The following is a 16,564-nucleotide window of genomic DNA, read 5'->3' as shown; positions in this document are numbered from 1 at the left end:
GCCCATGCGCAACAGGCAAAGGACGTTGTCCCGTGTCGGATGATTCCTTCGAGCTTTACGACCTGAAGGTCGAGGTCGTCGCCCCGGAAGGCGCCACGCTGTATTGTGGCGCCAAGCCCGGCGACTATTTCGAACTCAAGGGAGAGATGCTTCATCTGCCTCCGGGCCAGGGCTTCTCGATCTACTCGCTTGCCGCGCTTTTGCCGCTCCTCCCGGCCAAGCAGCGCGCCACCCATCCGAACGACTGGATGTCCACGGATGCCGAGGTCGCCTGCCCGGATCCGAACTGCCCGAGCCGGTTCCGGATCAGCCGGATGGCGAAGCGCGTGTTCCGGCACGCGGAGGTCACGGCCGTTCCCCTGTCCAACCCGAAAGCCTGACATGACAGTCGAAACCATCGAGCTCGCCCCCGGCTACAGGATCTCGCGCATGCTGCGCGGAGGCTGGCAACTCGCCGGCGGCCATGGCGCTATCGAGACTGAGCGTGCCATCGCCGACATGGCGGCCTTCGTCGACCAGGGCGTCACGACCTTCGACTGCGCCGACATCTACACGGGCGTCGAGGAGATGATCGGCCTGTTCCGGGAGCGCATGCTCGCCGAGCGCGGCTCAGACGCGATGAAGGCCTTCAAGGTCCACACGAAGTTCGTGCCCGACTGGGACGCCCTCCCCCGCGTCGACCGGGCCTACGTGCGCGACGTGATCGACCGCTCGCTGCGTCGCCTCAGGACGGAACGCCTCGACCTGGTCCAGTTCCACTGGTGGAACTACGACGTGCCGCGTGTCGTCGAGACCGCGCTCATCCTCAAGGATCTCCAGGACGAGGGTAAGATCCACGAGATCGGGGGCACGAACTTCGATACCTCGCACACGCGGGCGATGCTCGACGCAGGCGTGCCGCTCGTGTCGATGCAGGTGCAGTACTCGCTCCTCGACCAGAGACCCGAGAACGGCCTCGTGGCGCTGTGCCAGGAGCGCGGCATGAAGCTGTTGTGCTATGGCACCGTCGCCGGCGGCTTCCTGTCGGAACGGTGGCTCGGCGCGCCGGAGCCGCAGGAGCCCTACGCCAACCGTTCGCTCGTCAAGTACAAGCTCATCATCGACGATTTCGGCGGCTGGTCCCTGTTCCAGGAGCTTCTCGCAACCCTGAAGGAGATCGGGCGCAAGCACCGGGTCAGCCTGACGTCGGTAGCGACCCGATGGGTCCTTGACCGGCCTGCCGTGGCCGGCGCGATCGTCGGCGCCCGCTACGCCGAGCACCTCGCCGACAATCTAGACGTGTTCCGTTTTACCCTCGACGGCGAGGACAGGGCCGCCATCGAAGGAGTCCTCGCGCGCAAGACGGGGCCCGAGGGCGACACCTACACGCTCGAGCGGGACCGTGAGGGCCGGCACGGCCGCATCATGCACTACAATCTCAGCAAGGCCTGATCGTCATGGGTCTCGACCATCCCCTCGCCCGCGCGGCGATGCAGGAGATCGCCGACCTGCACGCCTTCTTCGAGGCGTGGCTCGGCGGAAGGCTCGACCGGACCGGCGCGGTGTTCGCCAGGCTGGAGAACGTCCTCGGCGAGGAGTTCAGCATGGTGTCTCCGGGCGGGGTCCGGCTCCGGCGGTCCGACGTAACCTCCTGGATTTGGGATGCCCACGGCACCAGGGAAAAGACGGGAGGGTTCCGCATCGTCGCCGTTGAGCCCGAGCTTCTGCTCCTGCGCGCGCCCCTGGTCGTTCTTCGCTATGTGGAAGAGCAGGAGGCCGACGGCATCGTGACGCGCCGCTGGGCGACCGCCGTGTTCGAAGTCGGTGGGGAGGCCGGAAGCGTGCGATGGCTTGCCCTGCAGGAGACCTGGATTCCGCCGGGCTCTTGAGGACGATCCCGCTCGCCGCCCTTGCAAAACCGCCGCCGAGGCGGAACACTGCCTGCTGGCCGGGCGGAGCAAGGACACGAGAGCCCACCACCGGCGACCAGACCAGGGGAGTGTTCACCGTGCGCTTTGCATCCATCGTTTCGGCCGCAGCCCTCGCGGCTGCTCTCGCTCCGCTGCCCGCCACCGCGCAGCAGCCGTGCACCCATACGGTCGGTGTCGTCGTCGAGCTGACCGGTCCGGCCGGGCGCTTCGGCCAGGCCGCCGCCAAGTCCGTCGAGCTCGCCTTCAAGGAGATCAACGAGGCGGGCGGCGCCGCCGGCTGCCAGCTCGCCATGGATCTGCGGGATTCGCAGAGCCAGGGTTCGGTCGCGGTCGACCAGGCCCGGCAGCTCGTCGACCTGAAGCGCGTGCCGGCGATCATCGGCGGCATCATCTCATCGGTGTCGCTGCCCGTCCTCACCTCGGTGACGGCGCCGGCCGGCGTGGTGCAGATCTCCCCCGCCTCGTCGTCCCCGACCCTCACGCGGATCGCCCAGGAGGGGAAGAGCAACGGCATCTTCTTCCGCACCATCACGTCGGATGCGCTCCAGGGCACGGCAGCCGCGAAATACGCGTTGGATCAGGGGCTGAAGAAGATCGCGATCATTCACGTCAACAACGACTTCGGCGTGAACATGGTGGCGGAGTTCAAGCGCGCCTACGAGGCCCTCGGAGGCGAGATCACGTCCGTCACGCCCTACAACCAGGGCCAGGCCTCCTACGCACCGGAAGTCACTCGCGCGCTCGCAGGAGACCCGCCCGCGCTCTACCTCGTCTCCTATCCGGGCGACGGCACGTCGATCGCCCGTACCTGGATCTCGCAGGGCGGTGAGCCGAAATTTCTCCTGAACGACGGCATGAACAGCGCCGACTTCATCCGCGACGTCGGTCCGCGCTACCTGAACGACGCCTTCGGGACGTCCTCGGGCACCACGACGACGCCCTCGACCGAGCATTTCGCCAAGGCCTATCCGGCGATGTCCGGCGGCTTCGACGCCAATGCGCCGGCCGCCGACAGGGCTTACGATGCCGCAGCCATCCTGGGCCTGGCGGTGGCCCGGGCAGGCAAGTTCGAGGCGGCGGCCATCCGGGATTCGATCCGCAAGGTCACGGGCGGCGAAGGCGAGGTCATCCATGCCGGTCCGGACGGCTTCAAGAAGGCGCTCCAGCTGATCAAGGAAGGCAAGCCGGTCCGCTACGAGGGCGTCGTCGGCCCGGTCAGCTTCGATCAGTACGGCGACATCACCGGCCCGTTCCGGCTGTGGCGCATCCAGAACGGCGAGGTCACCACCATCGGACAGATGGGCGTCGACGAGGTCAACGCCATCCGGAACAAGGTTCCAGCCCGCTAGGAATCGAGCGCCCCAGCGTTCGAAGCTACCCGACTCACCGATCCACCATCCGTCAAAGCAGGCTCCGCACCGACGCGGAGCCTGTCATGCCTTCTGGAGAAAGCCATGTCCCTGCGCCCCGACCGGACGATGCTCGCACCCGGTCTCGAGATCAGCCGCGTGATCACGGGTCTCTGGCAGGTGGCCGATATGGAGCGCGATGGCCGCCTCCTGGACCGCGACGCTGCAGCCGCCGCCATGGCGGACTACGCGCGCGACGGGTTCGACACCTTCGACATGGCCGACCACTACGGCAGCGCGGAGCTGATCACCGGCCGCTTCCTGAGCCTGCAGGCCGCAACGGAGGAGCAGCGTGCGGCCGCTTTCACGAAGTGGTGCCCGACTCCGGGACCGATGACGCCGGACGTCGTGGGCGCGGGCATCGAGGAGCGTCTGGAGCGGCTCGGCGTCCCGTCCGTCGACCTGCTGCAATTCCATTGGTGGATGTTCGAGCACCCCGGATATATCGACGCCATGAAGGAGCTCGTGGCGCTGCAACGGGAAGGTCGCATCCGCCATCTCGGCCTGACGAACTTCGACACGGACCACCTGCGCCTCCTGGTGAAGCACGGCTTCCCCATCGTGTCGAACCAGGTCTCCTTCTCCCTGCTCGACCGCCGCGCCGCGGAGAACATGAGCGCGTTCTGTCTTGCCAACGGCGTGCGCCTGCTCGCCTACGGCACCCTCGGAGGCGGCTTTCTCACCGACCGCTGGGTGGGCGCACCGGAGCCGACTTCCGTCGCGGATTGGAGCAAGTCGAAATACAAGCGCTTCATCGACACGATCGGCGGATGGTCCGCGCTCCAGACGATCCTCGCAGCCCTTCATGAGATCGCCCGCAAGCATCTGGTCTCGGTCGCGAACGTGGCCACGCGCTGGGTGCTCGAGCAGCCGGCCGTCGCGGCCGTCATTGTCGGGGCCCGGCTGGGCGAGCGCGAGCATCGCGCCGACAATGCGGCCTTGTTCTCGTTCGCCCTGGACGAGGACGACAAGCAGCGGATCGACGACGCACTGGGCTCCACCCGGCGCATACCGGGCGATTGCGGCGACGAGTACCGCCGCCCGCCATTCCTCACCGCGTCGGGCGATCTCAGCCATCACCTCGAGAGCTTTCCGCCCGTCTTCGAGGCCGTTCCGGTCGACGACCGGCCCGACCGCCTGCGCATCGACTCGGGCAGCGTGTGGGAGCCCATCTGCGGCTACAGCCGCGCGGTGAGGATCCGCGACCGCATCCTCGTCAGCGGAACTACCGCCACGCACGGAACGGGAGAGGTCATCTGTCCGGGCGACGCGGAAGGGCAGACCGTCTACATCCTGGACAAGATCGCGGCGAGCATCGCCTCCTTGGGCGGAACGCTGGCGGACACGGTTTGCACGCGCGTGTATCTCAGCAATGCGGACGACTGGGAGCCCGTCTCCCGGGTGCATGGCCGCTACTTCGGCACCATCAGACCCGCCAATACGCTGCTCGAGGTCTCACGCCTCGTCGGAGAGTACGCCGTCGAGATCGAGGCCGAAGCCGTCGTCGGTTAAGTCACAGCGGCGGGGATGCTCGATGATCCGTTACGAGAACACCCCAACGGTGGTGGTTGCGCTGGTGCCGCTCCGAGGCGGCCTTCTGATGATCCGGCGCGCCGTTCCCGGTGAAGGCCATGGACAGCTCGCCCTTCCCGGTGGCTACCAGATGCTCGGACAGACCTGGCAGGAGGCCGGCGCACGCGAGGTGCTGGAGGAAACCGGTGTCGTCGTCGCACCGGAGACCCTGCGCGTCCTAACCGTCGAGACGACCCCGGACCGGCGTCAGAACCTGCTCTTCTGCCGCAGCCCCGCGGTCGAGCATGAGGGCGCGTTCGTGCACGACGCGGAGGTTTCCGAAGTTCTCGTCATCCACCAGCCGGTCGAAACGGCTTTCGCGCTCCACACCCGAATGGTTCGTGACTTTTTCGAACACGCGGATCCGGCCTGAAGCATCGGGCCAAAAGCGCGAACCGCTTCGTCCGTTAAGCTAGCGGTTGGCCGTGACGAGAGGCACGGGCCGATCCGCGAGAGCCACCCAGGCTCGATCCTTCGTCCCCTCACGCATGAGGTAGGTGTATCCGGTTCTCCCCCAGGGCAGCACGGCATTGCGCTTGTTGTCGAGGATGAAGTCGCCGCGATCCGTCAGGACCGTCAGCACGGCATGACCGTCGCCGCGCTCGTCGGCCACCACGGTCATCCGAAGCGCCCGATGCGGCAACCCGGCGGCAACGAGGTGTCTGCGCTTGAGAAGCTGGATGTCCTCGCAGTCGCCCATCCCGTCATCGGGATAGTCCCACCGGTCCACGACGCCCCAGTGATCACGGTCCGTGACCGGAAGGATCGCTTCGTTCACACGCCGGTTGACTGTCTTGATCGTGCTCCAGACGGAGGGCGTGAGCACGACCCGTTCGAGCTGGTGACGATCGACCTCGCATTCCTCGGGATGCCGGTTGCAAAACCCTGTCCATGCATTGATCGGCGCAGCGGTCCCGACCTCCTGGATCCGGCTGGTGGTTGCCGGCATCGGCCGGAACGGTTCCGCGCCGGCGGCACCGATCGTAATGCTGAAGGCAACCGCCCCGATGCCGGCGAGCACCGCAGCCTGAACGGCACGTCCGGCCGATGTCCTGCGACGACGCGCATTGCGGCGGTGATGACGATCATCCATGGCGTGGCTCCGATGTCAGAACCAAAACGATGAACAATCGTGGTAAACCGACCTTTAACGCGCTCCGTTTTTTCGTGGATCCGCCGTGCTTCCCGCGGCGCTGCCGCCGGGATCAGAAGCTAGGACGAACCCGCTCTGCCGCAAGCCGTCCCGGCAGGTCATGCCCCATCGATCGTCATCCGTGACGATTGGCGTAGCGGCGCTTCTTGGTGAGGTTCTTCAGCCCTTCGCGCCTTTTCTCCGGGCCAACGATCTCCCTGTAACGGCGTGTGTTCTTCTTGAACGACGGTCTCATGCGGGCTTTACCGGCCATAGTCTTTGCTCCCTGTTGGCATGATCTGAAAGCATGCGTCGTGTGCCGTCAAGTCCGCATGACGGCGGGCCTCGATCCTGCACGGGCGGAGCCAGCCGGGCCCTACTCGGCCCCGGCCGATTTCAGGCGGATCGATCCCGTCTGCTCGGCATCGCTCGCGCTGTACGCGGTGCGAAGCTGCCCCAGCATCCCCTTGCGCTTGGCCACGTAATAATATCCCCCCGCATAAAGGGACACGGCACGGTCCGCATTGCCTCCAGCCACCCGGTACGCATTCGCCAGATACGGCACCGCGTAAGTCAGGTTGGTGTTGGCATCGAGCAGACCCGATGCCGGACCTGTGTATCCCATGCCGCGCGCGGTCGCGTAACGGATCTGCATGAGGCCGAGATTGCCTCGATGGGACGCACGCGGATTGTAGCCGCTCTCCCGGCGGATGATCCGATGCACCAGCGCTTCGGGCACGCCATGCACTCGCGCATGCTGTGCAACGAGCGCATCGATGTCAGACTGTTCGGAGGCCGCCGCGGGCAGAGCACAGGCTGCGAAGACGCAGCCCGCAACAAGACGAGAGATCATGTTTTTCCCCTTGTGCTGGGGACTTTGTCTCCATCAATCGTGGCAAGAGGGCGTCAGCTTGGCCGTAACGGCCGGACAGCGCCTCCTCCGGGCACCTAGCCACCCGGGCAGTACACGGCGTCCCGGATTCGCCGCAGGATGCATCCACCATGCCGCGGAGATCGACCATGCCCGCCCAAGCCGCCAACCGCTCCCTTGCCGACCTGTCGGATCGTCTCGGCGCACTCGTCGACGGCGTTGCGTCCAAGCTCGTGGCCATTCGGTCCCGCCGGCGCACCTCGCTGAGCGGCTTCGTCTGGCGCCCCGGGCTCGTCATTACGGCCGAGGAGGCGCTCGAGGCTGATGAGGACATCGCCATCCTGCGGCCTGACGGAACGTCGGTCGCGGCCGGCCTCGTCGGCCGCGACCCAACCACGGACATCGTTCTCCTTCGAACCGAAGAGCAGCCCGTCGGCGAACTCGCCCTTGCGCCAACCGCCAGCCTGCGGGCCGGGCATGTGGTGGTCGCCGCCGGATGCCGTCCCGAGGGCCCGACGGCGGCCTTCGGCATCGTGTCTCTGGCGGGCGGTCCGTGGAGAAGCCTGCGCGGCGGCATGATCGACCGCAGAATTCATCTCGACCTTCGCCTCGACCCCCGCGCGGAGGGCGGCCTTGCGATCGACGCCGGCGGGAATGCCATCGGCATGACGGTGCTCGGCCCACGGGGTGGCGCTCTCGTGATCCCGTCCGAGACCATCGAGCGGGTCGCCCAGCAACTGCTTCAGCATGGACGGGTCGCACGCGGATATCTGGGGCTCGGGCTTCAGCCGGTCCGGATCGATCGAGGAACCGCCGCGGCCCCTGAACGTGACGACACGCGCGGATTGATCGTGGTGAGCGTCGATTCCGACGGCCCGGGCCAGAGGGCTGGAATTAAGCAGGGCGACATTCTGATCCGCTGGAACGATCATGCCGTGCAATCCGTCAGGAGCGTTCATTCCCTCCTCGGCCCCGAGAGCGTCGGGCAATCGGTGCGGATCGAGATCCTGAGAGCGGGTGAACGGCTCGCGCTTTCGATCGAGATCGGGGAGCGCCCCGGACTTTGATGGCCGCATGAGGCGCGAGGAGAGGTGACGCAGTGCGACGGGTCGTCCTTCAGATCGAAGATCCTGATCTGCTGGATCGCGTCGCCACGATCCTCTCAGCCGAATCCGGCATCGCGCTCGTCGATGACGAGAACGATGCCGACGTCTCGGTCTCCGACCGATCGGCTTCCGCTTTTCCGCATGGAGGCGCATCACGGATCCTGCTCGCGGAGCCGCAGCCGACGACCGACCTCCCAATCGGGGCGACCGTGAGCGTGATGCCGCGCGATTGCGCCGGCTCGGATCTCCTGCTCGCCATCGAGGCGACCGCACGGGGCTATGCCATCATGCCCCTGGACGTGCCGGCCGACATGGCCGTGAACGGTGCGCCGGGGCTGCCGCGCCCTCCCCAGGCGGACCTGCTGACCGCCCGCGAACGGGAGGTCCTGCGCCTCCTCGCGGAAGGCGCCTCCAACAAGGAGATCGCCCGCCGGCTCGGCATCTCTTTCCACACGGCCAAGTTTCATGTGGCGTCCGTCGCCGCGAAGCTCGACGCGACCGGCCGGACGGACGCCGTCGCTCAGGCGGTCCGCCTCGGCCTCATCATGTTGTGAGCGCGCCGTCCGCGCGGCCTTGGCGCAGAGGCTCGTCGTCACCACATCAGGTGAAACATTGTCTCGGATACGTCCCATGCTCGACCGCACTCCCCTTCACATCCTCCACGCGGGCAATGCCGCATCGTCCCAGGATCCGTCGTCCTCCGACGGCCGCGATGCCGAACTGCTCGATTCCTATTCGCGCTCCGTCACGGCCGTCGTCGATCGCGTCGGACCGGCCGTCGTCCGGGTGGAGCCGCAGGTTGCCGGCAGCCCCTCGGGAATGGGCTCAGGGGTCTTCATCTCGCCTGACGGCCTCCTCCTGACCAACAGCCACGTCATGCAGGGCATGCGGGACGCGAAGCTCATCGGCGCCGACGGGCGGCCGATCGAGGCTCGCGTCATCGGCGACGATCCCGATACGGACCTCGCCCTGCTGCGTGCGGACGGGACCGGCCTCCCCTTCGCGTCCCTGGGCGACTCCAAGCTGCTGAAGCGCGGTCAGATCGCGATCGCCATCGGCAATCCCCTCGGATTCGAGTCGACGGTGACGGCCGGTGTCGTGTCCGCCCTCGGGCGTAGCCTTCGCGCCAAGTCGGGTCGGCTGATCGACGACGTGATCCAGACCGACGCCGCGCTGAATCCCGGCAATTCGGGCGGTCCTCTCGTGTCAACCGCGGGCACGGTGATCGGCATCAACACAGCCGTCATCATGGGTGCGCAGGGCATCTGCTTCGCGGTCGCGAGCAACACGGCGAATTTCGTCGTCACGGAACTCATCCGCCATGGACGCGTCCGACGCGCCTCGATCGGCATCGCCGGTCAGACCATCCCGCTGCCGCGCCGGGTCGCCTATGCGGTCGGCCGGAGCATGACCTCTGCGGTGGCCGTCGCGGCCGTCGAACCCGACAGCCCCGCCGCGCGTGCAGGCCTCGAACAGGGCGACGTTCTCATCTCCCTCGACGGAGACGCGGTCGGCGGCGTCGACGATCTGGTGCGCCTGCTGAACGGCGATCGCATCGAACGCGCGATCGACGTCACCATTCTTCGAAGGGGCGAGATCCGCACCCTGACGGTCACGCCCGTCGAGCGCAGGCCATCTGCTCGCCCGGCCTAGCGTATCGTGAACTCGGGATCGCGCGTGAACAGTTCCTGCGGACGGGTGACGCCTCGCAAGGCGTAGCGCCCGACCGAGACGAGGCCGGCCCGGTCCTGGTCGGGCGCGACGGAGCAGAAGGTGGAGGACACGAGGACGTCGCGCTCGACCGAACGACACAGAGCCGCAATCCGACTCACCTCGTTGACGGCCGGGCCGACGACGGTAAAGTCGAGTCGATCCAGGCTGCCGACATTGCCATAGAAGACTTCGCCGATATGAAGCCCGAGATAGGCTTCGGTGACCGGGAGCCCCCGGAAGGTCCGATCCTCGTTGAGGAGGCGGATCTTCGATCGCATCAGGTCCTCCGCCGCGAGCGCCATGCGGCATGCCTCCGTGGGCTCATCGGCCTTGAAGATCGCGAGGACGCCGTCGCCGATCAGCTTCAGGACGTCGCCGCCGGCCTCGTGAACCGAGGAGATGATCGCGTCGGAATAGTCGTTCAGGAACGGGATGATCTGTTCGGGATCGGCCGTATCGGCGATATGCGTGAAGCCGCGCAGGTCGCTGAACCACAACGCGGCCTGGATGCGGTCCGTGATGCCTCTCGTGATCCGCCCGCTGAGGACCTGTCGTCCCGCATCCCGGCCGAGATAGGTTTCGACCAGGGTTTCGGCGATGCGGGCGAGGGATGCGCTCTTCATGGCCAGCGCAAGGGACGGAACGATGGTGTGCAGAAGCGTGAGATGCTCGTCCGTGAAGCCCTCTCCGGCATCCGTCGACCATGACGAATAGATGCGGTCCATCTCGCCGATGGTGCGGTCCGCACCGATGTGATGGCATAGGGCCAGGTAATCCGTCTGCCCCTCGGATCTGAGCTCCTCGAGGACCGTGAAGTCCGCAACGTGATCGGATCCGATCCTGCGGCGGAGCGTGTTCTCGCCGGTGCTGAAGAGATAGTAATACGTGCTGCGGCGCCAGTTGTCGGCAGCCTCCCCTTCGTCCGTGCGGCCGTACTCCACGACCGGATCTAGATCGGTCTGGTCGCGGCGCCACCGGAAGGCACGCCCCTCGTAGATCGGATGCAGGGTGTCGATGATGACGTTCGCCCGGGCTACGGGAATTCCTTCCTCGACCAGCCGCTCGCAGAAGCCCCGCAGCAGATCGGGCTCGGCAGTACCTGCTAGGCCCGCTTCCGTTACCCATCTGACTATGCTTGCCGCCTGCATCGAACCCATGGACGACTCCTGTCATGGCCGCGAAGAGAAGTGAGGCGCCCGGATATAAACCCTGCGGCGCCCCGACAACAGTCTCGAAGGTAAAATCGGCCGCGGCCGGCGCCTATTCGGCCGGCGATGGCCGTGCATCGGCGGCATGCCCCGGCACGGCCGGCCGCCGCCTCGTGAACCTCATGACCAGGAGCCGCATGGCGACGTAGAAGACCGGCGTCAGGAACAGCCCGAAGAACGTGACGCCGAGCATGCCGGCGAACACCGCCGTTCCCAAGGCCTGCCTCATCTCCGCGCCCGGCCCGGTCGCGATCGCCAGCGGGAGCACCCCGAGAATGAACGCGAAGGCCGTCATGAGGATCGGCCGCAGCCTCAGGCGACAGGCCTCGATCACGGCTTCGACCGGCGCCTTGCCCTCCTCCTCCGCCTGTTTGGCGAATTCCACGATCAGGATGGCGTTCTTCGCCGCCAACCCGACAAGGACCACGAGGCCGATCTGCGTCAGGATGTTGTTGTCCTGCCCGCGGATCATGACGCCGATAAGAGCCGAGAGAACGCTCATCGGCACGATCAGGATGATGGCGACCGGCAGGGACCAGCTCTCATATTGAGCCGCGAGCACCAGGAACACGAACAGCACCGACAGCGCGAAGATGAACACCGCCGTGTTGCCCGTCTGTCGCTCCTGGAACGCCAGCTCGGTCCACTCGTAGCCCATGCCCGGCGAGAGGCTCTGGCGCGCCAGATCCTCCATCACATCGAGGGCGGTTCCCGACGAGACGCCCGGAGCGGCGTTGCCCTGCAGGGCCACCGACGTGAACATGTTGTAGCGCTGGATCAGATCCGGCCCGGACACCTCCCGCATCTCGACGAGCGTTCCAAGCGGCACCAGGGCGCCCGTGGACGAGCGGACCCGCAGGCGGTTGATGTCCTCCTGGTCGATCCTGAAGCGCTGGTCCGCCTGAGCGCGCACCTGGTAGACGCGGCCGAAGGCGTTGAAGTCGTTGACGTAGGCGGTCCCGAGATTGATCCGGAGCGTCTCGAAGATGTTCGGGATCGGCACGTTCAGGATGCTGGCCTTCTGCCGGTCGATCTCCAGGTAGACCTGGGGCGAATTGGCCGAGAACGTCGTGAAGACTCCGGACAGGTTGGGATTCTGCTGGGCTTTCCCCATCATCTGATAGGCGACCGCCAGGATGCCCCGGACGTCGTCTCCGGTCCTGTTCTGGATCTGCAGCTTGAACCCGCCGGAATTGCCCAGACCGCGAACAGGCGGCGGCGGGATGGCGATGATGAAGGCCTCCTCGATCTGCTGCATGCGTCCGAAAAGATTGCCGATAATCTTGGAGGCGGAATCGCCCTCCTTCACCCGCTCGTCGAACGGCTTGAACCGGGCGAAGATCGCCGCGGAATTGGTGGCGTTCGTGAAAGTCGCGCCGGAGAAGCCCGCGAATGCCACCGCATCGAGCACGCCGGGCGTCTCCTGGATGAGCTTCGAGGCTCTCTGCACGACGGCGTCCGTGCGCGACAGGGACGACCCGTCTGGAAGCTGGACGACCACGATGGCGTAGCCCTGGTCGAGGGTGGGAATGAAGCCGCGCGGCACATGGTTGGCGATCCACACGGTGCCGGCCAGGAGACCCACATAGACCGGCAGCACGATGAGCTTGTGGCGAGCGACCGCGCCGACCGCCCGCGCGTATCCGCGCGACGTCGCGTCGAAGCCGCGATTGAACCGGCCGGCCGCGGCCTTGCCGGCGCGGACAAGCACGTTCTTTGGAGGCTCGTGGCTGTGCGGCTTCAGCAGCCAGGCGGCGAGCGCCGGTGACAGGGTGAGCGAGTTGAAAGCGGAAATCGCCGTCGACACGGCGATCGTCAGCGCGAACTGGCGGTAGAACTGGCCCGAAATGCCCGGGATGAACGCCGTCGGGACGAAGACCGCCACCAGAACCAGCGCGATTGCCACGAGAGCGGTTCCGACCTCGTCCATGGTCTCGTGCGCAGCATCCCGAGGCGACATGCCCATGGCGATGTTCCGCTCCACGTTTTCGACCACCACGATCGCGTCGTCGACCACGATTCCGATCGCGAGCACCAGACCGAACAGCGTCAGGGTGTTGATCGAGAACCCCAGGGCAGCCATGACCGCGAAGGTGCCGACCAGGGAGACCGGAATGGCCACGATCGGGATGATGGCCGTCCGCCAGCTCTGAAGGAAGACGATCACGACGAGCACCACGAGGGCCGTGGCCTCGAAGAGCGTCTTGTAGACCTCGTTCACGCTCTCGGCGATGAACTCCGTCGGGTTGTAGACGATCTGGTAGGCGATCCCGGGAGGAAAGTTGGCTTTGAGCTGCTCCATCGTATGGATGATCTGGTCCGCTGCGGCGAGCGCGTTGGTGCCCGGTCTCTGGAAGATCGCGAGAGCGACGGCGGGCTTGCCGTTGAGATAGGAATTCGTCACGTAGTCCTGCGCACCCAGCTCGATCCGGGCCACGTCCTGCAGCCGGACGAGACGCCCGTCGCGGGTGGCCTGCACGATGATCTGCCTGAACTGGCGCGGGTCCTCGAACCGCCCCTGGGTCGTCACCGTCATCTGGAACGCGGCCTCTCCGGGGGTCGGCTCCTGGCCCAGCGCGCCGCCGGAAACCTGGACGTTTTGCTCCTGGATGGCGCGGACCACCTCGGCGGAGGTCAGGCCGAAGGAGGCCAGGCGTTCGGGATCGAGCCACACCCGCAGCGAATACTGCCGCTCGCCGAAGATAATGAGATCGCCGACGCCATCGAGCCGCATCAGCACGTCGCGGACGTAGTTGCGGGCGTAGTTCGAGACGTAGAGCTGGTCGTACGACCCGTCCGGCGACAGCATGTGCACGACCATCATCAGGTCGGGCGAACTCTTCAGCGTCGTCACCCCGAGACGTCGCACCTCGTCCGGCAGACGGGGCGTGGCGATGGCGACGCGGTTCTGGACCAGCACTTGCGCCTTGTCGAGGTCCGTCCCCAGCTTGAACGTGATCGTCAGCGCCATCGATCCGTCGCCGGTGGAGTAGGAGGACATGTACAGCATGTCCTCGACGCCGTTGATCTGCTGCTCCAGGGGCGTCGCGACGGTGGCCGCAACGGTCTCGGCATCCGCGCCGGGGTAGCTCGCCCGGACGACGACCGTGGGCGGCGTAACCTCCGGATACTGGGCGACGGGCAGCGTCGTGTAGGCGATCCCGCCGACGATCAGGAGAATGGCCGAAAGGACGGTCGCGAAGATCGGGCGGTCGACGAAAAAATGAGCAAAGCGCATGGCAGCATCCTCGTCGGGATCAGGTGCCGTTCCGCTCCCTGGTCAAAGGAAGCGTCGTCGTCTGGGGAGTGACAGGGGCTCCGGGCCTGACCCGGACGAGGCCATTCACGACAATGGTCTCGTTACCGGTCAGGCCGTCCCGGATCACGCGGTAGCCGTCGATCCTCGGACCGATGCGGACCGGCTTCAGGTTGACGACGTTGTTCTCGCCGACCACGTAGACGACCCGCCGGTCCTGGTCGCTGCCGATCGCCTCGTCGGGCAGCAGGATGCCCTTGTACGGATCCGACGCCCCGACCGTCACCCGCCCGAACAGCCCAGGCGTAAGAAACAGATCCTTGTTCTCGAACAGCGCGCGAGCCCGGATGGTGCCGCTTGCGGCATCGAGCCGGTTGTCGACGAAATCCAGCTGCCCCTTGCGCTGGCCGAGACGTCCGTCCGTCAGCGTGAGGAGGACCTCGTTCACGGCCCCTTCGGCGGTTGTCCGGGTTCCGCCCTGCGTCTGCCGCGAGAAGGCGAGGTACGATCGCTCATCCACATCGAAGTAGAACTGGATCGGGTCGAGCGTCAGCACGTTCGTCAACACCGTCTCGTTGGCGTTGACCAAGTTGCCCACGGAGACGAGCCTGCGGGAGATCCGTCCGGACAAGGGCGACTTGACCTGGGTGAATTCGACGTCCAGCTGCGCCTGGCGCAGGGCCGCCTGCGCGCGGTCCAGTTCGGCTTTCGCGGTCAGGAACGATTGCCGCCGCTGATCATAGATCTGGTCGGCGATGTTCCCGCTCCTGCGGAGCTGCTCGGCCCGATCGAGATCGCTCTGCGCGAATTCCAGGCGGACCTGGGAGGATGTCACCGCCGCCTGCGCCTGCTGGAGCGCATTCTGGTAGGGACGCGGATCGATCGTGAAGAGAACGTCGCCTGCCTTGACCAGCGTTCCGTCCTGAAAGTGCACCTTGTCGAGATAGCCTGAAACCCGGGCACGGATATCGACCTCGTCGACCGCCTCGAAGCGGCCGATGAAGTCCGTCTGTTCGACGATGTCCTTCACGACCGGCCTTGCCACCGTGACCGACGGCGGCTGACTCGGTCCCGGTTGAGCGAAGGCCGGACCGGACATGGTCAGCCATGAGCATTCAACGCCTATCACAAACAGAAGCCAGAACTGTCGCACGGCAAATCCTCCTGATCAGCAGCACTGACGCGGCACTCTCTCCCTGCGCCTCACGTTTCGAACCGGAAAATTGCAGCTGGAATAAATTTCGCTCTGGTGGGAGTCCAATTGTGCCGCAAAGCGCCCGCTTAGAAGCGCTTCAAGGTCATCCGGCACTGAACATGACCGGTTTGAAAAGGAAATCTGGACGCGAACTTCCGCTGTCCCACAGCATGATCGGCTGTGGAAGCGCGCACATTGTCGTTTGATAATAGCTTAACTTCTCGAGCTTGGCACCTGACCGATCGGCTAGGAGGCCAGGGATGCGTGCATTTCTGTCAAGCCGGCGGCCGCGGTCGAGCGCGCTCATCGGGGAAGCAGCGCGCCCGACTTGGTGAGGGCCAACGCCCGTCCTTCGGCCCCAAAGCCCGGGAGGCCTTGGACTCCCTGCACGAACACGAGACAGCCGAACGCCGCAAGCACCAGAGCCGCCCCTTGATTGGTCCTGCGCAGCAGTGTCGCGTCGAGGCGCTGCCGCAGGGCGCAGACCGCTCCGGACAGCACGAGCCACCATCCCATCGAGCCGATGAAGATCCCGAGCGAGAACGGGAGCGCTGTCCATCTGCCGCCGCTGAGGGGCATGCCCGTGGTCGAGGCCAGGAGCAGCAACATGGTGATCGGATTGGCCAGCCCGAACAGGACGGCGTCCCGGTAGGCGCGCAGGCAATGCGCCATGCTCCGACGGACCTCCAGCGAAATCTTTCGCCGCAGGATCCGCCGGGCGAACCAGAACAGCAAGACGGCGCCGACCAGCTTGAAAGCCGGTGCGTAAATGGATGTCGCGTCCGTGATCAGCGAAAGGCCGAACACCACGACAGCGCCATAGAAGAGATGGACCGTTGCCGCGCCGCTCCCCGTGGCCAATCCTGCTCGGATGCCGCCCTCGAGGGTTCTTTGGATGCACAGGATGCCCATGGGGCCGATGGGCGCCGCCACAGCCAGTCCGATGCCGATCCCAGCAAGAACATTTCCCGTTATGCCAGACATGGGCAGAGCCTCATTGCTCCGATTTCCGGACGAGCCGGTTCGAGGGACAGCCCCGCCTGGGGCTCGTAGCGACCGCGCCGAACGCGATGCGCTGCTCGCACCCTCCTGACCTGCTTTGGCATCATGCGCGCAGTCGCCGGCATTGCGGGAGCTTGGCCATATCGCGCTCCCCGCCGTGAGTTCAGATCGATGCCGAACGGGAACCAGC

General features: G+C 66.1%; 17 protein-coding genes. 10 read left to right on the top strand and 7 right to left on the bottom strand.

Annotated features, from left to right (window positions below; genetic code table 11):
* Positions 1–32 precede the first annotated feature (32 nt).
* The 6 genes from DES45_RS17025 to DES45_RS17000 all read left to right on the top strand — a co-directional run bounded on the left by DES45_RS17025 (position 33) and on the right by DES45_RS17000 (position 5,264).
* Positions 33–380, top strand: a complete 348-nt coding sequence (locus tag DES45_RS17025; RefSeq protein WP_114771209.1) for a TIGR04076 family protein — start codon at positions 33–35, stop codon at positions 378–380.
* A 1-nt stretch (position 381) separates the two neighbouring features.
* Complete coding sequence (locus DES45_RS17020; RefSeq protein ID WP_114771208.1) at positions 382–1,431, top strand: aldo/keto reductase; 1,050 nt, start codon at positions 382–384, stop codon at positions 1,429–1,431.
* 5 nt (positions 1,432–1,436) lie between these two features.
* Positions 1,437–1,868: a hypothetical protein gene (locus tag DES45_RS17015; RefSeq protein ID WP_114771207.1), complete on the top strand. Its 432-nt coding sequence runs from the start codon at positions 1,437–1,439 to the stop codon at positions 1,866–1,868.
* Between the two features lie 119 nt (positions 1,869–1,987).
* Positions 1,988–3,259, top strand: coding sequence for an ABC transporter substrate-binding protein (locus DES45_RS17010; RefSeq protein WP_245571760.1), 1,272 nt, complete (start codon positions 1,988–1,990; stop codon positions 3,257–3,259).
* A gap of 105 nt (positions 3,260–3,364) precedes the next feature.
* On the top strand, positions 3,365–4,831 hold the full coding sequence (locus DES45_RS17005) for an aldo/keto reductase (RefSeq protein WP_114771205.1): 1,467 nt from the start codon (positions 3,365–3,367) through the stop codon (positions 4,829–4,831).
* 22 nt (positions 4,832–4,853) lie between these two features.
* Positions 4,854–5,264: an NUDIX domain-containing protein gene (locus tag DES45_RS17000; protein WP_170151537.1), complete on the top strand. Its 411-nt coding sequence runs from the start codon at positions 4,854–4,856 to the stop codon at positions 5,262–5,264.
* A gap of 39 nt (positions 5,265–5,303) precedes the next feature.
* Here DES45_RS17000 and DES45_RS16995 read toward each other — a convergent pair whose 3' ends face one another.
* From DES45_RS16995 to DES45_RS16990, 3 genes are all read right to left on the bottom strand, one after another.
* Positions 5,304–5,984, bottom strand: a complete 681-nt coding sequence (locus DES45_RS16995) for a transglutaminase-like cysteine peptidase (protein WP_114771203.1) — start codon at positions 5,982–5,984, stop codon at positions 5,304–5,306.
* A gap of 175 nt (positions 5,985–6,159) precedes the next feature.
* Positions 6,160–6,297 (bottom strand): hypothetical protein, encoded by a 138-nt coding sequence (locus DES45_RS25210; RefSeq protein ID WP_170151536.1) that lies wholly within the window; start codon positions 6,295–6,297, stop codon positions 6,160–6,162.
* Between the two features lie 102 nt (positions 6,298–6,399).
* Positions 6,400–6,876, bottom strand: coding sequence for a lytic transglycosylase domain-containing protein (locus DES45_RS16990; protein WP_114771202.1), 477 nt, complete (start codon positions 6,874–6,876; stop codon positions 6,400–6,402).
* 167 nt (positions 6,877–7,043) lie between these two features.
* Here DES45_RS16990 and DES45_RS16985 point away from each other — a divergent pair, with 167 nt between their 5' ends.
* The 3 genes from DES45_RS16985 (at position 7,044) to DES45_RS16975 (ending at position 9,653) form a co-directional block, all read left to right on the top strand.
* A complete protein-coding gene (locus DES45_RS16985) occupies positions 7,044–7,961 on the top strand; it encodes a S1C family serine protease (RefSeq protein ID WP_114771201.1) in 918 nt (305 codons plus the stop codon).
* A 257-nt stretch (positions 7,962–8,218) separates the two neighbouring features.
* Positions 8,219–8,554, top strand: a complete 336-nt coding sequence (locus DES45_RS26350) for a helix-turn-helix domain-containing protein (RefSeq protein ID WP_114771321.1) — start codon at positions 8,219–8,221, stop codon at positions 8,552–8,554.
* Positions 8,555–8,630: 76 nt separating this feature from the next.
* Positions 8,631–9,653: a S1C family serine protease gene (locus tag DES45_RS16975; protein ID WP_114771200.1), complete on the top strand. Its 1,023-nt coding sequence runs from the start codon at positions 8,631–8,633 to the stop codon at positions 9,651–9,653.
* Here DES45_RS16975 and DES45_RS16970 read toward each other — a convergent pair.
* From DES45_RS16970 to DES45_RS16960, 3 genes are all read right to left on the bottom strand, one after another.
* The gene (locus tag DES45_RS16970) at positions 9,650–10,870 is read right to left on the bottom strand and encodes an adenylate/guanylate cyclase domain-containing protein (protein WP_114771199.1); all 1,221 of its coding nucleotides are present in this window, start codon (positions 10,868–10,870) and stop codon (positions 9,650–9,652) included. The two genes, DES45_RS16975 and DES45_RS16970, sit on opposite strands and share 4 nt — an antisense overlap.
* 103 nt (positions 10,871–10,973) lie before the next feature.
* Positions 10,974–14,159, bottom strand: coding sequence for an efflux RND transporter permease subunit (locus DES45_RS16965; protein WP_114771198.1), 3,186 nt, complete (start codon positions 14,157–14,159; stop codon positions 10,974–10,976).
* Positions 14,160–14,178: 19 nt separating this feature from the next.
* Positions 14,179–15,276, bottom strand: coding sequence for an efflux RND transporter periplasmic adaptor subunit (locus DES45_RS16960; RefSeq protein WP_114771197.1), 1,098 nt, complete (start codon positions 15,274–15,276; stop codon positions 14,179–14,181).
* Between the two features lie 8 nt (positions 15,277–15,284).
* On the opposite strand from DES45_RS16960, the gene DES45_RS24810 reads away from it, so the two are divergent.
* On the top strand, positions 15,285–15,578 hold the full coding sequence (locus DES45_RS24810; protein ID WP_147282435.1) for a hypothetical protein: 294 nt from the start codon (positions 15,285–15,287) through the stop codon (positions 15,576–15,578).
* Between the two features lie 97 nt (positions 15,579–15,675).
* Here DES45_RS24810 and DES45_RS16955 read toward each other — a convergent pair whose 3' ends face one another.
* On the bottom strand, positions 15,676–16,356 hold the full coding sequence (locus DES45_RS16955) for a LysE family translocator (RefSeq protein WP_170151535.1): 681 nt from the start codon (positions 16,354–16,356) through the stop codon (positions 15,676–15,678).
* Between the last annotated feature and the right edge of the window lie 208 nt (positions 16,357–16,564).

Origin of the sequence: Microvirga subterranea (assembly GCF_003350535.1) — a bacterium.
In the GTDB taxonomy this organism is placed as follows: domain Bacteria; phylum Pseudomonadota; class Alphaproteobacteria; order Rhizobiales; family Beijerinckiaceae; genus Microvirga; species Microvirga subterranea.
This window is presented reverse-complemented; position numbering and strand designations above follow the sequence as displayed.